We start from the raw sequence: 15905 nt of genomic DNA on the forward strand, positions 1-15905 counted from the left end.
TTGTGGAGTGAGAGGTTAGGGGCTCCCGGCCTTCCTGTTGGGTCAGGCGCGTTCCGCCGCCAGCTCCGTATGCCTTTCGAGGTGACGGCTGCGGATCAGCAGCGCGGCGATGATGAGCATCGTGCCGTTCAGCACAAACACCCAGCGGATCGGGATGATGCCGCCAAGCGCGCCGCCGATAATCGGTCCCATCATCGTGGCCAGCTGAGTCGCCGACTGGTTCAGGGAAAAGGCGCGTCCGCGGAATTCAGGCGCCGTTACTTTGACGATGAGCGCATTAAGCGCGGGGTAAACCCCGGCGAAGCAAAGACCGTAGAAAAAGCGCAGCAGGCCAAAAGCGACAAAGCTGTTCGCAAAAAACTGAAGCAGATTGCCGATGCCTCCGCCCATCAGGCCGATGACCAGCACATTGGTGTAACCGATGCGCGGGCCGAACTTGCCCCATTGAGGAGCGGCGATGAGCGTAGCGATGCCGACCGCGGAGAACACAATTCCGGCGAGCAGTCCCGCTCTTTCGTCACTGCCGCCAAGCTCCATCATATACACCGTCATTAACGGCTCCAAAATCATGACGGAGAAGGTGCCGAGCGCGACCAAACCAAGCATCGTTACAAACACCCGGTTGGAGAAAGCCTCCTTCAAATCCTCACGGATCGGGGAGCGGACCGCGCTGCGGTTGAACTTATGCTCCTTGACGAAAAAAACTGCAATCAGGGCGGAAACGAGCACAATGCAGCCGGAGAACAGGAAACTTTCCCGGTTGCTGAAATAATGGCTGACGACGCCCCCGATGAGCGGGCCGATGATGCCGCCAGTCGCTCCGGACGTTGCCATGATGCCGAGCGCGTACCCGGTTTTATTTTCCGGAGTATTCGTGCCGACGAGGGCGATGGCAGCGGGCACGAAGCCTGCCAGCAGGCCTTGGCCGACGCGCAGCAGCAGGAATAAGTAGGGATCATGCACAAAGTAGGTGAGCATGTACAGAGCCGCAAGCGCAAAGCCGGAACGGATGAGCATCGGCCGGCGCCCGTATTTATCGGAGAGCGAGCCCCAATAGGGCGCAATCAGTGCGCTGGCGAGAAAGGTGATGCCGAAGGCCAAGCCGGACCAGAGCGTAAGATTTTCGGTAACGCCGAGGTCGTTGCGGAGAAACATAGGCATGAAGGGGATGGAGATGGAGTACGCGGTGCTGCAGAAAAATACGCCGATCCACAGGACAATCAAATTTCTTTTCCATAAGTATGAATCCGCCATGTAACTCAATCAGATCCTTTCCGGGGCTGGCCGGACCCAGTATTAAAGCCGAATCTAAATCGTCAAACCAACCTAATAACCAACGAAAGAAGCAGCTGCTCTTTCGGACACTCTCCGCACGTTATCGTCCTTTATATTGTACTCCTCCTTTTCGGATAATCCAACCCGGGGGCGCTTTTTCGCGGAGTAGGCTGCAAGAGGGAAGAGTAAGGCCTTATTTTCACTGAAACGGCCCGAATGGAGCAAATTAAGGCCATTAAAGGCCTTATTTTCACTGAAACAGCCGAATGGAGCGAATTAAGGCCATTAAAGGCCTTATTTTCACTGAAACGGCCCGAATGGAGCGAATTAAGGCCGTTAAAGGCCTTATTTTCACTGAAACGGCCCGAATGGAGCGAATTAAGGCCGTTAAAGGCCTTATTTTCACTGAAACGGCCCGAATGGAGCAAATTAAGGCCATTAAAGGCCTTATTTTCACTGAAACAGCCGAATGGAGCGAATTAAGGCCGTTAAAGGCCTTATTTTCACTGAAACGGCCCGAATGGAGCGAATTAAGGCCGTTAAAGGCCTTGATCTTGCCGTGCTGCCGGTGCTAACCCGCTGGTCGTTAAAAACCGCTACCACCTGCCGCCGGGTCGGTTAGAAGCTTGCCGGGAACGGTAATAATAGGGGAAAACAGCAACGGAAAGGGAGAGATACATGCGGTACGATGCGCTCATAGTCGGCGGCGGACTGGCGGGATTAAGCGCGGCCGTGCAGCTGGGGCGGTATAACCATCATGTGCTGGTAATTGATTCCGAGGACGGGCGCTCAAGCTTTTGCCTGCGTTATCATAATTTAATCGGCTGGCCGGATGGAGTGAGCGGGCCGGAGTTGCGCAAGGCGGGCAGAGCTCAGGCGGAGAAGGCAGGCGTCCGGTTTGTAAAGGATAAAGCGACTCAGGCGTCCGTCTTGGACGACGAGGGCTTTTCCGTGCATACGGAGTCGGGGGAAACGTACGAGGGCCGGAGGCTGCTGCTGGCTACCGGCGTCATGGACCGGCTGCCGCCGCTGGAAGGGCTTCGCCCATGCCTTGGCATCAGCATTTATGTGTGTCCGGACTGCGACGGCTACGAGCTGACCGGCAGGCGTGCTCTCATCATGGGGGCTGGCGATCCCGGCGCGCATATGGCCGACATTTTATCTTATTGGACGGATGATTTGGTTTATATCAATCATGAAAAAGCCGCGGTCAAGCCGGAGCTGCTCTCCAAGCTGAGGGAAAAAGGAATTCGCGTCATTGAGGAGCAGGTCGAGCGGCTTGAGACAGAAGGGGACCAACTGCGCGGCGTAATGCTCGCATCAAGGGAACGAATTGAGGGCGGACGCGCCTTTGTCGCATTTGGCGGCAACGAGGTTCGCTCCCAGCTCGGGGCGCAGCTCGGCGTCAAGCTGCATCGAAACCGCCATATCGAGGCCGATCCCCGCACAAAGATGACCAATGTGAGGCATGTGTGGGCGGCGGGAGATGTGCTGGCTCATTCCGAGCAGGCGTCGATTGCGATGGGCGACGGCTCGCAGGCGGCGATCTGGATGCATAAAAGCCTGATTGAAAAGCCGGGAAGTCTGGCGCTGCGGCCTTTGGAGGATGCTGAGAAGCATATGGAACGAGCAGATTCATGACGAACAGACTGAACGTGCTAAGATGATGAACAATGCTGCCCTCGCTTTTATGGCGGGGGTATCGCTGTCCGCGTAGGCGGATGAAAAAGGAAGTTGATTTTAAGGGTAATTTTCAAATACACTATATATAGACCAATCGTTATAATGGAGCTGAGCAGATGGAGACCGGTAAATCAAATTCCAGGGAAGCTATTTTAGAAACAGCGATTCGGCTGTTTTCTAAGCAGGGGTATCATGGCACAGGATTAAATCAAATTCTCAAGGAAAGCGGCGCGCCGAAGGGGTCGTTATATTATTATTTTCCAAACGGCAAAGAGGAATTAGCTCTTGAATGTATTAAGCTAATCCGCCGGGATATGATTTCCCATCTATTGGAGTTAAAGGTCAAACATTCAGACCCCGTTGACTTCATGAGGACTTTTGTTCTTAATTTAGCGGATACGATCGACACATCCCTCTCAGAGTGTATTATTCCGTTTGGCTTCTGGGTTTCCTCCGAGACGTCGGCGGTTAGCGATACGATGCGGGATGCCTGTCTTGACGCCTTTGGTATGTTTAAACAAACGATAGCGGGCAAGTTTGCGGAATCGGGAATTGCGCAAGAACGGACGGATGAAATAGCCGAGCTTTTGATCTACCTTATTGAGGGAGCCATCATTATGACTAACGTTGAGCGCCAATCAAGAGCGTTGCGCCGCGTCGCCGAAAATTTGCCGCTTATTTTTCGCGAGTAAGGGCCTGAAAAATCAGGTCCCATTTTTAAGTACTAATTATATAGAATGGTCTACTTATTTTTGGGCGCAATACTCTTTGCGATTTTCGAGAAGCTAAAGGAGAGAACACTAATGCAAGCTTCAGCAGTAATACCAGGCTCCGAGCAAAACGCGGCCAAAAAAGATATTAAAGCATTTCCAATTATTTTTGTTTTTATAATGAGCGCATTCATCGGTCTCTTTAATGAAACGGCGTTGAACGTCGCGCTGACCGAGCTAATGCAGATCTTTAATGTGGGCGCTTCTACGGTACAGTGGCTCACAACGGGCTATCTGCTGACAATGGGAATTCTCGTACCTATATCGGGACTGCTGATTCAGCGGTTTACGACAAGGCAGCTGTTTATTGCAGCGCTCTTGTTCTCCTCCGCAGGGGCTTTGATCGGAGCCATTGCTCCGAGCTTCGGAGTCCTGATGGTATCGCGAATTGTTCAGGCAATCGGCGCGGCTTTACTGCTGCCGCTTTTGTTTAATACGATTCTGGTGTTAATACCGGCCGAAAGACGCGGTGCGTCGATGGGGCTGATCGGTCTAGTCATCATGTTTGCCCCTGCGATTGGGCCAACGATTGCCGGACTTTTAATTGAAGTGCTGAGCTGGAACTATATTTTCTGGATCTCGTTATTCTTTCTTATCATAGCCTTTATAATCGGATGGTTTAAAGTTGAAAACGTGTCCGAAACATCCAAACCGCGCATTGATATGCTGTCCATACTTTTATCTACGCTGGGCTTCGGGGGAGTCGTGTTCGGCTTCAGCAGCGCCGGAAAAGGTGTTGACGGATGGTCCAGTCCGGTCGTGCTGATTACGCTTGCCATTGGCCTTGCGAGTCTGATTCTTTTCACAGTTCACCAGTTGAAGATATCCGCCCCATTGCTTGATTTGCGTGCTTTCAAGTCCCCGATGTTTGCCATCGGAGCCCTCATGATCTCACTTGCCATGATGGTTATGATGTCATCGATGTTAGTGCTGCCGATGTATTTGGTATCGGCTCTTGCTTTTTCCACGTTTAGCGCTGGTTTGATTCTGCTTCCGGGAAGCGTGTTGAACGGGTTTATGGCACCGCTTATGGGAAAACTGTTTGACAAATACGGGCCTAAATGGCTCGTTCTGCCGGGGCTCATTCTGGTTGCTGCGGCCCTCTGGCTGTTCACCGGCATTTCACTTGGTTCCTCGGTCGGTTTTATTATCGCGGTGCATATTCTGATGATGATTGGCTTTTCTATGATTATGATGCCGGTCTCAACAAATGGCCTCAATGAACTTCCGCCCGAACTCTACCCGCATGGTTCGGCAATCATTAACACGCTGCAGCAGGTATTCGGGGCAGTCGGAACAGCCGTTGCGGTCAGTGTGATGAACAACGGATCGGAGAGCTTTAGGAGCAAAGCCGAAAATCCCAATGATTCGTCCATTTTATCGGCTGCCTTAACGGCCGGCGTGCAGGACACTTTTTTGTTCAGCTTGATCATCGCGATTGTCGGCATTTTACTTGCTTTTTTTGTGAAAAAAGCGGCGGTTAACCGGTCGCACTAATCAAATTGGTTTAGTAATCGACCAAAATAATGGATGATAGGGGTAGGGATGACGTGAAGCTCATTCCTGCCCTTATTTTGATTTGCAGGAGGAATTTTCATGATAATTCAAACGAATCGCCTCTTATTAAAAACGCTTGATCTTGATTTAATTGAAGCGGCGGCCCGGCGCGATGCAGACGCGATTGAGGCTTTGGGTTACAAAACCAACGGCGAATGGCCGGGTCCCGATTTTTACGAAGCGCTGCCTTATTTTAAAGAACTCCTGGTCAATAACAACGGCACCAGAGGTTTTGACTCGTGGATTATTGCGGAAAAAGAGACGAAGGAAATCGTAGGCGGAATCGGTTTTCTGGGAAATCCCGATGCAAACGGCAGCATCGAAATCGGTTTTGCCACAAACGAAAGCCACCGCCGGAAAGGGTATTGCCTGGAAGCTGCTCAAGGGTTGATGGAATGGGCTCTGCAGCAGGAGGATGTTCGGAGAATAACGGCAAGATGTGAGCCCGACAATATCGGCTCTCAAAATGTGCTGCTGAAGCTAGGATTTCAAGCGGATTACAAGGACCAACAGTTGATCTACTGGAACTATGCTGTGGAAAAGAAGAGCTAACTTCGGATACCGCCTGTCTTCCCTTTTCTTCCGGGCGGGAGTACAATAAAGACTGGAACAAGTGTTTGGTTGAAGATTGCCAGTACGGCATTTAAGACCATCAGACAGAGGAGGACTCGGGCGATGGCGTTTGTGTTCATAGCGGGCGATTATCCCGAGAAGCCCGGCTGTTATCTGATGCACGATGCAGCGGGACGCCTGCTGTACGTCGGAAAGTCCAAAAATTTGAGGAGCCGCCTACGCTCTTATTTTCATAGCAATCTCAAAAGCAAACGGCTGCAGGAGCTTGTCGAGAACATCGGGCGAATTGATGTGCTGCTCGTCAACAATGAGACGGAAAGCCTGCTGCTGGAAAATAACTTAATTAAAATTCATAAACCTCCGTACAACCGGGCGCTCAAAAGAGACAACAGTGGATACGCGTATTTGATGCTGACTGATGAGCGCATTCCGAGGCTCGCGGTTTATTACCGCGACCGCCGCGAACCGGGGGCAGAGGGCGCCGCCGGGAAAGCGGCCTCTCCTGACAGCTCGCGGCACGGGGGAGAGTTCCCTGCGGCTATTGCAGGAGGCTCTGCTGCGCAGAATGCTTCTCCGGCCCAAGGCGCGAAGCGCTTCGGGCCCTTTGCGAGCGCCCGTTTCCGCAACGAGCTGCTGGAATTTATCGCGGATCACTATAAGCTGCGCTCCTGCACGAAGCTGCCGAGGCGCGCCTGCCTGCTGTACCATATCGGGAAATGCAGCGGCATTTGCGAAGGGCATATAAGCGAGCGCGACTACGCGGAGGATGTACGGCAGGTGTCGGAGCTGCTGTTCGACGGCAGCAAGGACGCGCTGATTGCCCGCATGTACGCTCAGATGACGGAGTACGCGGAGGGGCTAAAGTTTGAAAAGGCCCAAAATATGCTGAATCATATTCGCAATCTGGAGAAGACGCCGGAGAAACAGATCGTGGATCGGGAAACAACTGTGAACCAGGAGGTGCTCTACTTCGGAGAAAAAGGCGTCATGGTGGCGAAGGTGCAGGAGGGGATGCTGCGGGAGCTGCAGCTGCATGAGCTGGAGCTCGGCTTCGGAGAAGCGGCCTGCGACAGCTTTATGATCCGCCGCTACCGGGAGCAGAACTGCCCGGACGAGCTGATCGTGAACCGCATCGGCGATGCCGGCGCGGTCCGCCGGGCACTGCGCCGGCCCGGAAGCCGCTCTGCGGCTCCGCTTGTCATTACGCAGCCCAAACGCGGCCTGAAACATTCGTTGCTGCAGCTGTGCAAGGAAAATTACGAATTTCGCTTAGGCCGGGCGAAGGAATAACGGGAGAGCGGGTATAAACAGACAGGCGCCTTAACCGTCGGTGAGGGGAACCGGAAAAACGGTTCATGCCGCAAAGCGGGGGAGGCCTTCGTATGATCCTTTGCTGCGGGCATGGACGTAAAGAGGAGAATGGTCATGAAGCCGATTATGCTGGTAACAGGCGGCAACGCCGGAATGGGGCTTGAGACGGTAATCAGGCTGGCACAGGCCGGAGCGAAGGTTGTTTTGCTGAGCCGCGATCCCGGACGCGGAGCGGCCGCCCGTGAGGAGGCGCTGCGCCGTTGCGGCGATTGGGACGCGGATATTGATCTAATGTCGGCTGATCTTGCTTCGCTGGCGAGCATCGATACTTTTGCCGATTGCTTTCAGTCCCGCTATCCGCGTTTGGATGTACTCGTCAACAATGCCGGAGTTGTGACGCTGCGCCGCGAGACGACAGAAGACGGCTTTGAGCGAATGCTCGGCGTTAATCACCTGGGACATTTTGCGCTGACGAACCGGTTGATGGACAGTTTGCGCGCGGCTCCTTCCGCTCGTATTGTCGTCGTTTCCTCCGGCGCCCACAAGGCGGGCAAAATCCACTATCCCGATCCTCATCTGCACCGGGGCTTTAACGTCGCTCGCGGCTATGCGCAATCAAAGCTCGCCAATCTGCTGTTTGCTTTTGAGCTGCGCGAGCGGCTCCGGGGCTCATCCGTCCAGACTCATGCGCTGCATCCTGGTGCGGTAGCGACCACGCTCGGCATTAGCCGGGAAACCGGCTTCGGCAGAGGGGTGTACAAGGTGCTCCGGCCCTTTTTCAAAACAGCGGAAGAAGGAGCGGAGACGGCTCTGCACTTGGCGCTTTCCGAGGAGGGCGGACGCGAGGGCAGCCTGTATTATGTGAACAACAAACCGGTACATCCTTCGGCAAAAGCGGAGGACCGCGAAGCCTCTTTGCGGTTGTGGGAATGGAGCGAAGCACAGACAGGCGTGCGCTGGAACGCTGGGAGTTAGGTCATACATGCAGGCATTTCCGGCTGACAGGCGCCGCGTGGCCGAATTATACTGAAACGAATGGATTTAACTATGTGCAGGGCTAGAGGAGATCAGGATGATTGAGCATAGAGAAGCCAGTAACGGCAAAACAAGCGGAGGCGGAAGTTTTGCTGCGGAAGGCGGTTTGATATGCCGTCGCGTGGACAGCGGAGACGCCGCGCTGCATCAATTAATTGCCCGGCTGGATGAGGATCTGGAGCGGAGATATCCTGCGGAGGGGATTTTCCGGCTTGATTTTAACAGCCCAAAGGTAAAGGATGTGTTTTTTGCCCTAGCCTATGAAGGCGAGCGTCCGGTCGCTTGCGGAGCGTTTCAGCCGCTGGACGGGCAAAGCGCCGAGCTTAAACGTTTTTTCGTTGAGCCGGACTGCCGCAACCGGGGAATTGCCTCAAAGCTGCTCGTTTTTCTGGAGTCGAACGCACTCGATAGAGGATTCTCGACGATGAGGCTGGAAGCGGGAGAAGAGCAGCCGGAGGCGGTAAGCCTCTACGCCAAACGAGGGTATGCCGTCATTCCGTTATACGGTGAATACATCGGCAGCGAATATAGCCTGTGCATGGAGAAAAAGCTCGGCTAAAGCCCACGGCGGGTAGAGGATAAAGGAGCCTCGACAGCGAGGCTTTTTTTCTTTTTTGTAAATGAACCGGAGAGTCAGTCGGTTTTCATCATGTCACACAGCTTGGGCATATAATGAGGGACAGGGTTTAGCCTCTCCGTTGAGTTGGCATTCGTTGGAGCGTACACTGAAAGAATGGATTCGGGACGGAGGGAAGATAAAATGCCAGCTGACAACAAGAAGGGCCGCAGCCGGATTTTGAGTCCGGTTCGGCTGCTCGTTGCGCTGCTGTACGGGACGGCGCTGACAATGGTGTTTCTGTACCGGGAGCCGATCGGTCAATGGCTGGACAGCGGTCAGCCGTCTCCGCTGCTTATGCTGGCGGCAGCGCTGGTGTTGGCGCTGTTCCCGGTGTTCCCTTATGCGCTCGTCATTGGCGCGCTCGGTTACATGTTTGGGGCGCTGGGCGGCAGTCTGATCAGCCTTGGCGGGACGTGGACCGCCGCGCTTTTGACGTATGCCGGTTTCCGGTTTTTTTTCCAGGACCGGGGACGGGCATGGATTGCCAAAGCCGGCAGACTGGAGCGGTTCGTCCGTCTAACCGACCGGAGCCCGTTTCTGTTTTTGCTCATCGCACGAATTATCCCGGTTGTGCCCGAAATGAGCGTTGACGCTTATGCCGCTATTACCGGAATCAAGCTGCGGACGTATGCTCTCGCCTCCTTGCTCGGAAAAGCGCCGGGCATGCTGTTTTTCGCTCTGCTTGGCGGGAGCAGCGGCAGCAGTCCGCTGCGTATTGCAGCTCTAGTGCTGGCATACCTGGCTTTTCTCGGCTCCGCCATTCTCGCTTACCGGATGCTGACGGCCCGGACGTCGCCTCGGCATGAATGAACGATGCGGGTATCGGGTATAAGTTAGGCATAAACGCCTAGCGGAATATGAGGGGAGCTTGCAAGTTTTGGGATACTCGTTCATCCTCGTTTACCTGATATTAATTTTGCTGGTGCTCCGCATCAGCACGAAGCTGCTTGTCATGACGGGACTGGAGCCGAGCCAGTCGAGCTTTCAGACGGTGTCGATGCTTACTGGAGCCGGCTTTACGACGTCGGAGTCGGAGCTGATTTTGCGGCATCCGGTGCGCAGGCGCATCGGCATGGCTCTAATCCTGTTTGGCGCGTTCTCGCTTGCTGTACTCATTTCGGTGATCAGCAATCTGCTGTCGCAGCATTCCCATATGATGGTGCTGATTCCGGGTGCAGTATTGCTAACGCTCTTCTTGCTCGCTCTGAAGCATCCGGCTGTAAACAGCCGCGTTTCCCACTGGATCGCAAGCCGTCTGCCTTCTCGAACCGAGGGAGGGGCGCTTCCCGTGGAGGAGCTTGCCGACGATGAGCGCAACGAGGATGTGGTTGGCGTACAGATTGCGGGGGATTCCGGTTTGATTGGCAGAACGCTCCGCGAAGCATTGCCTAAAGGCGACGAGGTTGTACCGTTGGTGATCAAGCGGGATGGCGGCAAAATACGCAATGAGCGCTGGGACACAAAGCTGCAAAAAGGCGATTTCATTTTGCTGTATGGCGATGAATCCGTCATTGAATCCTGCTGTAATGTAAAGCTGCAATGAGAAAAGAAAGCTGGCGATAGAAAGGACAGGCACGGATGAGCTTGATAGAAATAAGTGAAAAATCATTCCTGGCGCTAGGAAGACTGCATCGTAAAGAAGCGCTTTTTTTTGCGACGCCGCTATGCGGAACGTGTAAGGTGGCGGAACGGATGCTGGAGATTGCAGCCGCAGCGCCGGGCGCGATGCCGGTGACCAAGCTGAACATTAATTTTGCGCCGCAGCTGCGGGAGCGCTGGCAGGTGGGCAGCGTGCCGGCGCTCGTTATACTGGAGGACGGAAAGCCTGTTCAAACGCTGTACGCAATGCGCTCGGCTGGAGATCTATACGAGGCTTTGAGACTAAAGAAGCAGGACTAATCTAACATAACACTTTGTTAAAAATCCTTGTTCGACATATTTAGCGTGAATCTACCTTACATCAAAGGTAGATTTTTTGTTTTATATTGGGTGTATAGTCGCATAAATCAATGATGAGGGAAAATTAAGTTCAAAATAGCGTATATTTGGGTTATTATAATTGACGCGACTATAACGTTTCCCTCACTGGGGAATTGCGCCGAAGTCAAACATCATAGGCGATTGGAGGCCAGGCATGATTTCTTTCCGGCAGGTCAACAAACATTATGGCAGCTTTCATGTGCTGCGGGATATTGATCTGGACATCGCCGAGGGCGAGGTTGTCGTCATTATCGGGCCGTCAGGCTCCGGTAAAAGCACGCTGCTGCGCTGCATCAACCGGCTGGAGGACATTTCTGGCGGCAGCTTGACGGTGGACGGGGCAGCGCTTCAGGACAAAACGACGGACATCAACGCCTTGCGACGACGTATCGGCATGGTGTTCCAGCATTTCAATCTGTATCCGCATCTAAAGGTAATCGACAACATTACGCTGGCCCCGGTGCAGGCCGGAGGCGTCAGCAAGGAGGAAGCGCGGAAAACCGCGATGTTCTACCTGGAGAAAGTCGGTATCCCCGAAAAGGCGAATGCCTATCCTTCGGAGCTGTCCGGCGGCCAGCAGCAGCGCGTGGCCATTGCCAGGGGACTGGCGATGAAGCCCAAAATCATGCTGTTCGACGAGCCGACCTCGGCGCTGGACCCCGAGGTAATCGGGGAGGTGCTGTCGGTCATGAAGCTGCTCGCGCGCGAAGGCATGACGATGGCTGTGGTGACGCATGAGATGGGGTTTGCCCGGGAAGTGGCGGACCGCGTTGTGTTCATGGACGAAGGACGCATCGTGGAGCAGGCAGCGCCGGCCGACTTTTTTGACCGGCCCGAGTCGCCGCGCGCGAAAGATTTTCTGAGCCGGGTCATCAATCACTGATAAGCAGAAGCATAAGAGAGGGGTTTCGGACGATGAGCAAAAAGAAATGGCTGGGAACGGGCGCGGCAGCGCTGCTGCTTGCCGCTGTAATCTCTGGCTGCGGAGCAAATGAAGGCGGAGCGAATACAAATTCGGGCGGCTCTGGAGGCGAATCGCCAGCTCCCGGCGGGGAAAGCGGCGCGGTGCAGGCGATCACGGACCGCGGCAAGCTTGTTGTCGGCGTGAAGTACGACACCAAGCTGTTCGGCTTGAAAAACACCGAAACAGGCGATGTAGAAGGCTTTGATATCGATATTTCCAAAAAAATCGCCAAAAAGCTGCTCGGCGACGAGAGCAAAATTGAGCTGAAGGAAGTAACGAGCAAAACGCGTATTCCGATGCTCAACAACGGCGATATCGACCTGATCGTAGCGACGATGACGATTACCGAGGATCGCAAAACGCAGGTGGACTTCTCGGACGTGTACTTTAATGCGGGCCAGTCACTGCTGGTCAAAAAGGACAGCCCGATCAAAAGCATTGACGACGTGACCAAGGATACTAAGGTCATTGGGCAAAAAGGCGCAACTTCGATTAAAAACATTGAAGATAAAGTGCCTGGGCTGCGCGTGCTGCAATACGAAAATTATCAAGAGGCGTTCACCGCGCTGAAGTCGGGCAAAGGCGAGGTGCTCACAACCGATAACGCGATTCTGTTCGGCATGAGCCAGCAGGACCCTAACTATGTTGTCGTGGGCGGCATGTTCACCGATGAGCCTTACGGCATTGCCGCCAAAAAAGGCAGCGCTGATCTGGTAACGGCCGTCAACGAAACGCTTAAAGAGCTGAAGGACAGCGGCGAATATGCCGCCATCTACGAGAAGTGGATGGGCGAGAAGCCGCCTGGTGAATAACGATGGATTTCTCCTTTGTCGGCACCTACTGGGGAGACTTCACGGAAGGCTTTAAAAATACGATTTACGCCAGTCTGCTGGCGTTGGCGGGCAGTTTTGTGCTTGGCGTACTGCTCGCCGTATTCCGCATTTCACCCTGGCGGGTAGTAAGAGCAATAGGAACCGCTTACGTGGAGTTTTTCCGAAACATCCCATTGCTGCTCGTCGTGTATATTTTCTACCTCGGCCTTCCTTCGGCGGGAGTGGATCTGGACGGCTTCACTTCCGGCACGCTGGGGCTGATGATTTATACTTCGGCTTTTATTGCCGAAGCGATCCGGGCAGGCATCCAATCCGTTCCGCAGGGACAGATGGAGGCGGCTCGTTCTACAGGTTTGACGTATGTGCAGGCGATGCGCTTTGTTGTTTTGCCGCAGGCTGTGCGGATTGTTATTCCGCCAATTAGCAACCAGTTTTTGAATCTGGTCAAAAACTCTTCTATTTTAGGCGTTGTAGCCGGATTCGACTTGATGTATTTTGCCGACAACGTCAACAGTTATTCCTTCCAGACGATTGAAACGTATCTGGTTGCCGCAGGCTTTTATCTCATTCTGACGATCCCGCTGGCTTACGCGACAAATGTACTGGAGCGCAGGCTGGCGCGGGCGGGATGAAGGGGGAGATCACGGAATGGATTTTGCAGGCGCGTACTCTCCCCATAATTTAAGCTTTATTTTGCAAGGCTTCGGATTGACGCTGCTCATTGCCGCCATTTCGATTGTGCTAAGCTTTGCGATGGGCACGCTGATGGGCATAATCCGCTACAGCCGGATTCCGGTTGTGGCGCAGCTGACGATGCTGGTAACGGAAACGATTCGAAATTTGCCGTTGCTGCTGCTGATCTTTTTCGTCAAGTTTGCGCTGCCTGAGGTTGGCATCAAGCTGTCCACGTTTTGGGCGGCCGTTGTCGCTCTGACCATCTTTGAGGGCGCGATGATAAGCGAAATTGTCCGCAGCGGCCTTCAGTCGGTGAACAAAGGGCTTGTAGAGGCGGCGCGCTCATCCGGTTTAACGGCGGCACAGACGATGCGGCATGTCGTGCTTCCCATCGGGCTTCGGCGCATGGTGCCGCCGCTCGTCAGCCAGTTCATCTCGCTGCTCAAGGATACGTCGCTAGCCGTCGTTATCTCCCTTCCGGAGCTGATGCACAGCGCCAACATCGTCATGGGGCAAAATATTAAGCAGGTATTCCCGGTTCTGCTGCTGGCCGCCGTGTTGTATTTTGCGGTCAATTACGGCCTGTCGCTGTTATCGACGCGCTGGGAAAGCCGTGAAGGCGGCCGCAGCCGCAAGCCGGGCAAAGGCAAACCGGCAGCAGGCGGCCGTCCGGCTTCAGCTCCGGCTGCTCGCGCGGAAGGCTGACACGGAGAGGTTGAGAAAAGTCCGTTTTGAAAGTAACGTAAAATGGTTTCACAACCGCAGTTAAGGACGAAGCATGGGGCATTAGCTCCGCTTCGTCCTTTTAGCTATTCCCGTTCAGCCGCGTATGCGGTCGAAAACGGGTTAGACTTATGGCTCAATACCGCCTAAAATGTTTTTAGCTGAAGCGGAAACTTTTTCACCGGACTTTTTACTCGAATAGGAGTTAAACGAACCTAATGTCTTGGGAACTATTTTTGTTAATTGCAGGCGGCGGCTTCCTGGCTGCTTTTGTTGATTCTGTCGTGGGAGGCGGAGGACTTGTTTCCGTGCCGGTGCTTTTGACAGCGGGACTGCCTCCCCATGTAGCGCTTGGCACAAATAAGCTTGCAGGCACGGTCGGCTCGTTTACGAGCATGCTGACCTTTATCCGTTCCGGCAAGGTGGAGCTGCGCGTCGCGCTGCGGCTGCTTCCGCTGACGGTGGTCGGAGCGGCTGGCGGAACGCTGCTGCTACAGCAGGTGCCGTCCGACTGGCTGCGGCCGCTCGTTGTTGCCATGCTGATCCTGATTACGCTGTACACGATATTCAAAAAAAGCTGGGGGAGCGATGGCGCGCAGCGCGCCGCCTTTACCCGCCGGGCGGTTGTCATTCTTGCGGTTGCGGCTTTTGTGTTAGGCGGTTATGACGGCTTTTTCGGTCCGGGCACCGGATCGTTTCTAATCTTTGTGTTTTTGCTGGCTGGATACGATTTTGTCCGTTCAGCGGGAAACGCTAAAGTGCTCAACTTTGGCAGCAACATCGCCAGTCTGATCACATTTGCACTGCTGGGAAGCGTGGACTGGCGCATTGGCCTCACGATGAGCGTGTTTATGGTGCTTGGCGCGCTTACCGGTTCCAGACTTGCCATCCGCCAAGGAGCAAAATACGTCCGCCCGCTCTTTATCGCTGTCAGCTCATTGCTCATATTGCGGCAGGCTTGGGAGCTGCTGTTTCGCTAAATTCGTACAAATTGAAAGGATGAATGGGCTTGGCACTCGCTCAATGCAGCTTTTTTTCGGATGTGCTGGGGCTAACCTGCTCCATGAATGTGATCATTCCGCAGCGTACTAAATACCAAATCGGCATGGAGGGAAAAGTACACGGAGGCAAGTTTCCGGTTCTTTATCTGCTTCACGGGTTGTCCGACGATCATTCCATTTGGCTCCGGCGCACCTCCATTGAGCGTTATGCAGCGGAATATGGCATTGCCGTCGTGATGCCGACCGTTCAGAGGGGCTTTTATACCGATATGAAAACCGGCGGACGATATTGGACGTTCATTAGCGAAGAGCTGCCGGAAATAGCCGGAGCGATGTTTCCGCTGTCCGAAAAGCGCGAGGATACGTTTGCCGCGGGCCTTTCGATGGGCGGTTACGGAGCGTTTAAGCTTGCGCTGAAGCGTCCGGACCGGTATGCTGCTGCAGCCAGCCTATCGGGAGCGCTTGATATCCAGGCGCTTTATAGTCGTGAGGAGACGATAACGGCCGGAGAGCTGAAATGGATATTCGGAACCCGCACAGAGGCGGCGGACGGAGCGGATGATCTGTTCCGGTTAGCCAAAGAGACTGCCCGGCTGCCGCAGCAGGAACAGCCGCAGCTGTTTCAGTGCTGCGGCACGGAGGATTTTTTGTATGCGGATAATCAGTCGTTCCGAGCTCACGCCGATGGGTTGGGCTTGCGGCTTCATTACGAAGAAAGTCCCGGCACGCATGAGTGGGGGTACTGGGATGCGCAAATCCAGCGTGTGCTGCAGTGGCTGCCCATTCGGACTAGCCAGTAATTCCCTGCAACTTTGAAGGAGGATGGCTCGTTTTAGAGGTATATTGAGCCTGAACCAAACGAAAAAAGCCTCCCGGAGGGAGGCTTGGTCAGATAAATGGGAATGA

General features: G+C 54.1%; 18 protein-coding genes. 17 read left to right on the forward strand and 1 reads right to left on the reverse strand.

The window, feature by feature from the left end; all coding sequences use genetic code 11:
• Positions 1 to 42: 42 nt before the first annotated feature.
• Positions 43 to 1254: an MFS transporter gene (locus M3223_RS14280; protein WP_251562574.1), complete on the reverse strand. Its 1212-nt coding sequence runs from the start codon at positions 1252 to 1254 to the stop codon at positions 43 to 45.
• Positions 1255 to 1744: 490 nt separating this feature from the next.
• Here M3223_RS14280 and M3223_RS14285 point away from each other — a divergent pair, with 490 nt between their 5' ends.
• From M3223_RS14285 to M3223_RS14365, 17 genes are all read left to right on the forward strand, one after another.
• A complete protein-coding gene (locus M3223_RS14285; protein ID WP_251562576.1) occupies positions 1745 to 1897 on the forward strand; it encodes a hypothetical protein in 153 nt (50 codons plus the stop codon).
• A gap of 56 nt (positions 1898 to 1953) precedes the next feature.
• Positions 1954 to 2916 carry an NAD(P)/FAD-dependent oxidoreductase gene (locus M3223_RS14290; protein ID WP_251562579.1) on the forward strand — a complete coding sequence of 321 codons (963 nt, stop codon included), beginning with the start codon at positions 1954 to 1956 and terminating at the stop codon, positions 2914 to 2916.
• A gap of 158 nt (positions 2917 to 3074) precedes the next feature.
• Complete coding sequence (locus M3223_RS14295; RefSeq protein WP_251562581.1) at positions 3075 to 3650, forward strand: TetR/AcrR family transcriptional regulator; 576 nt, start codon at positions 3075 to 3077, stop codon at positions 3648 to 3650.
• A gap of 111 nt (positions 3651 to 3761) precedes the next feature.
• Complete coding sequence (locus M3223_RS14300; RefSeq protein WP_285891286.1) at positions 3762 to 5225, forward strand: MDR family MFS transporter; 1464 nt, start codon at positions 3762 to 3764, stop codon at positions 5223 to 5225.
• 99 nt (positions 5226 to 5324) lie between these two features.
• A complete protein-coding gene (locus M3223_RS14305; RefSeq protein ID WP_251562582.1) occupies positions 5325 to 5837 on the forward strand; it encodes a GNAT family N-acetyltransferase in 513 nt (170 codons plus the stop codon).
• A gap of 123 nt (positions 5838 to 5960) precedes the next feature.
• A complete protein-coding gene (locus M3223_RS14310; RefSeq protein WP_251562584.1) occupies positions 5961 to 7148 on the forward strand; it encodes a GIY-YIG nuclease family protein in 1188 nt (395 codons plus the stop codon).
• A gap of 135 nt (positions 7149 to 7283) precedes the next feature.
• Positions 7284 to 8144: an SDR family oxidoreductase gene (locus tag M3223_RS14315; protein WP_251562586.1), complete on the forward strand. Its 861-nt coding sequence runs from the start codon at positions 7284 to 7286 to the stop codon at positions 8142 to 8144.
• Positions 8145 to 8241: 97 nt separating this feature from the next.
• Positions 8242 to 8763: a GNAT family N-acetyltransferase gene (locus M3223_RS14320; RefSeq protein WP_251562588.1), complete on the forward strand. Its 522-nt coding sequence runs from the start codon at positions 8242 to 8244 to the stop codon at positions 8761 to 8763.
• Between the two features lie 201 nt (positions 8764 to 8964).
• Entirely contained in the window at positions 8965 to 9633 is a 669-nt protein-coding gene (locus M3223_RS14325) for a TVP38/TMEM64 family protein (protein WP_251562590.1), read from the forward strand.
• 67 nt (positions 9634 to 9700) lie between these two features.
• A complete protein-coding gene (locus M3223_RS14330; protein ID WP_251562592.1) occupies positions 9701 to 10366 on the forward strand; it encodes a TrkA C-terminal domain-containing protein in 666 nt (221 codons plus the stop codon).
• Between the two features lie 35 nt (positions 10367 to 10401).
• Entirely contained in the window at positions 10402 to 10722 is a 321-nt protein-coding gene (locus M3223_RS14335) for a thioredoxin family protein (protein ID WP_251562594.1), read from the forward strand.
• 235 nt (positions 10723 to 10957) lie between these two features.
• On the forward strand, positions 10958 to 11686 hold the full coding sequence (locus tag M3223_RS14340; protein WP_251562596.1) for an amino acid ABC transporter ATP-binding protein: 729 nt from the start codon (positions 10958 to 10960) through the stop codon (positions 11684 to 11686).
• 32 nt (positions 11687 to 11718) lie between these two features.
• The gene (locus M3223_RS14345) at positions 11719 to 12579 is read left to right on the forward strand and encodes a transporter substrate-binding domain-containing protein (protein WP_251562598.1); all 861 of its coding nucleotides are present in this window, start codon (positions 11719 to 11721) and stop codon (positions 12577 to 12579) included.
• Between the two features lie 2 nt (positions 12580 to 12581).
• Positions 12582 to 13232, forward strand: coding sequence for an amino acid ABC transporter permease (locus M3223_RS14350; protein WP_251562600.1), 651 nt, complete (start codon positions 12582 to 12584; stop codon positions 13230 to 13232).
• A gap of 16 nt (positions 13233 to 13248) precedes the next feature.
• A complete protein-coding gene (locus M3223_RS14355; RefSeq protein WP_251562602.1) occupies positions 13249 to 13980 on the forward strand; it encodes an amino acid ABC transporter permease in 732 nt (243 codons plus the stop codon).
• A 236-nt stretch (positions 13981 to 14216) separates the two neighbouring features.
• Entirely contained in the window at positions 14217 to 14978 is a 762-nt protein-coding gene (locus M3223_RS14360) for a TSUP family transporter (RefSeq protein ID WP_251562604.1), read from the forward strand.
• A 29-nt stretch (positions 14979 to 15007) separates the two neighbouring features.
• A complete protein-coding gene (locus M3223_RS14365) occupies positions 15008 to 15799 on the forward strand; it encodes an alpha/beta hydrolase (RefSeq protein ID WP_251562606.1) in 792 nt (263 codons plus the stop codon).
• Positions 15800 to 15905: the final 106 nt, after the last annotated feature.

The sequence above is a fragment of the Paenibacillus pasadenensis genome, from assembly GCF_023715725.1.
Classification (GTDB): Bacteria; Bacillota; Bacilli; order Paenibacillales; family Paenibacillaceae; genus Paenibacillus_O; species Paenibacillus_O pasadenensis_A.

Excerpts from the sequence above, each read along its gene's own strand:
- M3223_RS14320 (WP_251562588.1), top strand. The coding sequence starts at position 8,242 with ATGATTGAGCATAGAGAAGCCAGTAACGGCAAAACAAGCGGAGGCGGA.
- M3223_RS14290 (WP_251562579.1), top strand. The coding sequence starts at position 1,954 with ATGCGGTACGATGCGCTCATAGTCGGCGGCGGACTGGCGGGATTAAGC.
- M3223_RS14360 (WP_251562604.1), top strand. The coding sequence starts at position 14,217 with ATGTCTTGGGAACTATTTTTGTTAATTGCAGGCGGCGGCTTCCTGGCT.
- M3223_RS14285 (WP_251562576.1), top strand. The coding sequence starts at position 1,745 with ATGGAGCGAATTAAGGCCGTTAAAGGCCTTATTTTCACTGAAACGGCC.
- M3223_RS14280 (WP_251562574.1), bottom strand. The coding sequence starts at position 1,254 with ATGGCGGATTCATACTTATGGAAAAGAAATTTGATTGTCCTGTGGATC.
- M3223_RS14325 (WP_251562590.1), top strand. The coding sequence starts at position 8,965 with ATGCCAGCTGACAACAAGAAGGGCCGCAGCCGGATTTTGAGTCCGGTT.
- M3223_RS14295 (WP_251562581.1), top strand. The coding sequence starts at position 3,075 with ATGGAGACCGGTAAATCAAATTCCAGGGAAGCTATTTTAGAAACAGCG.
- M3223_RS14305 (WP_251562582.1), top strand. The coding sequence starts at position 5,325 with ATGATAATTCAAACGAATCGCCTCTTATTAAAAACGCTTGATCTTGAT.
- M3223_RS14355 (WP_251562602.1), top strand. The coding sequence starts at position 13,249 with ATGGATTTTGCAGGCGCGTACTCTCCCCATAATTTAAGCTTTATTTTG.
- M3223_RS14300 (WP_285891286.1), top strand. The coding sequence starts at position 3,762 with ATGCAAGCTTCAGCAGTAATACCAGGCTCCGAGCAAAACGCGGCCAAA.
- M3223_RS14335 (WP_251562594.1), top strand. The coding sequence starts at position 10,402 with ATGAGCTTGATAGAAATAAGTGAAAAATCATTCCTGGCGCTAGGAAGA.
- M3223_RS14340 (WP_251562596.1), top strand. The coding sequence starts at position 10,958 with ATGATTTCTTTCCGGCAGGTCAACAAACATTATGGCAGCTTTCATGTG.
- M3223_RS14350 (WP_251562600.1), top strand. The coding sequence starts at position 12,582 with ATGGATTTCTCCTTTGTCGGCACCTACTGGGGAGACTTCACGGAAGGC.
- M3223_RS14310 (WP_251562584.1), top strand. The coding sequence starts at position 5,961 with ATGGCGTTTGTGTTCATAGCGGGCGATTATCCCGAGAAGCCCGGCTGT.
- M3223_RS14345 (WP_251562598.1), top strand. The coding sequence starts at position 11,719 with ATGAGCAAAAAGAAATGGCTGGGAACGGGCGCGGCAGCGCTGCTGCTT.
- M3223_RS14315 (WP_251562586.1), top strand. The coding sequence starts at position 7,284 with ATGAAGCCGATTATGCTGGTAACAGGCGGCAACGCCGGAATGGGGCTT.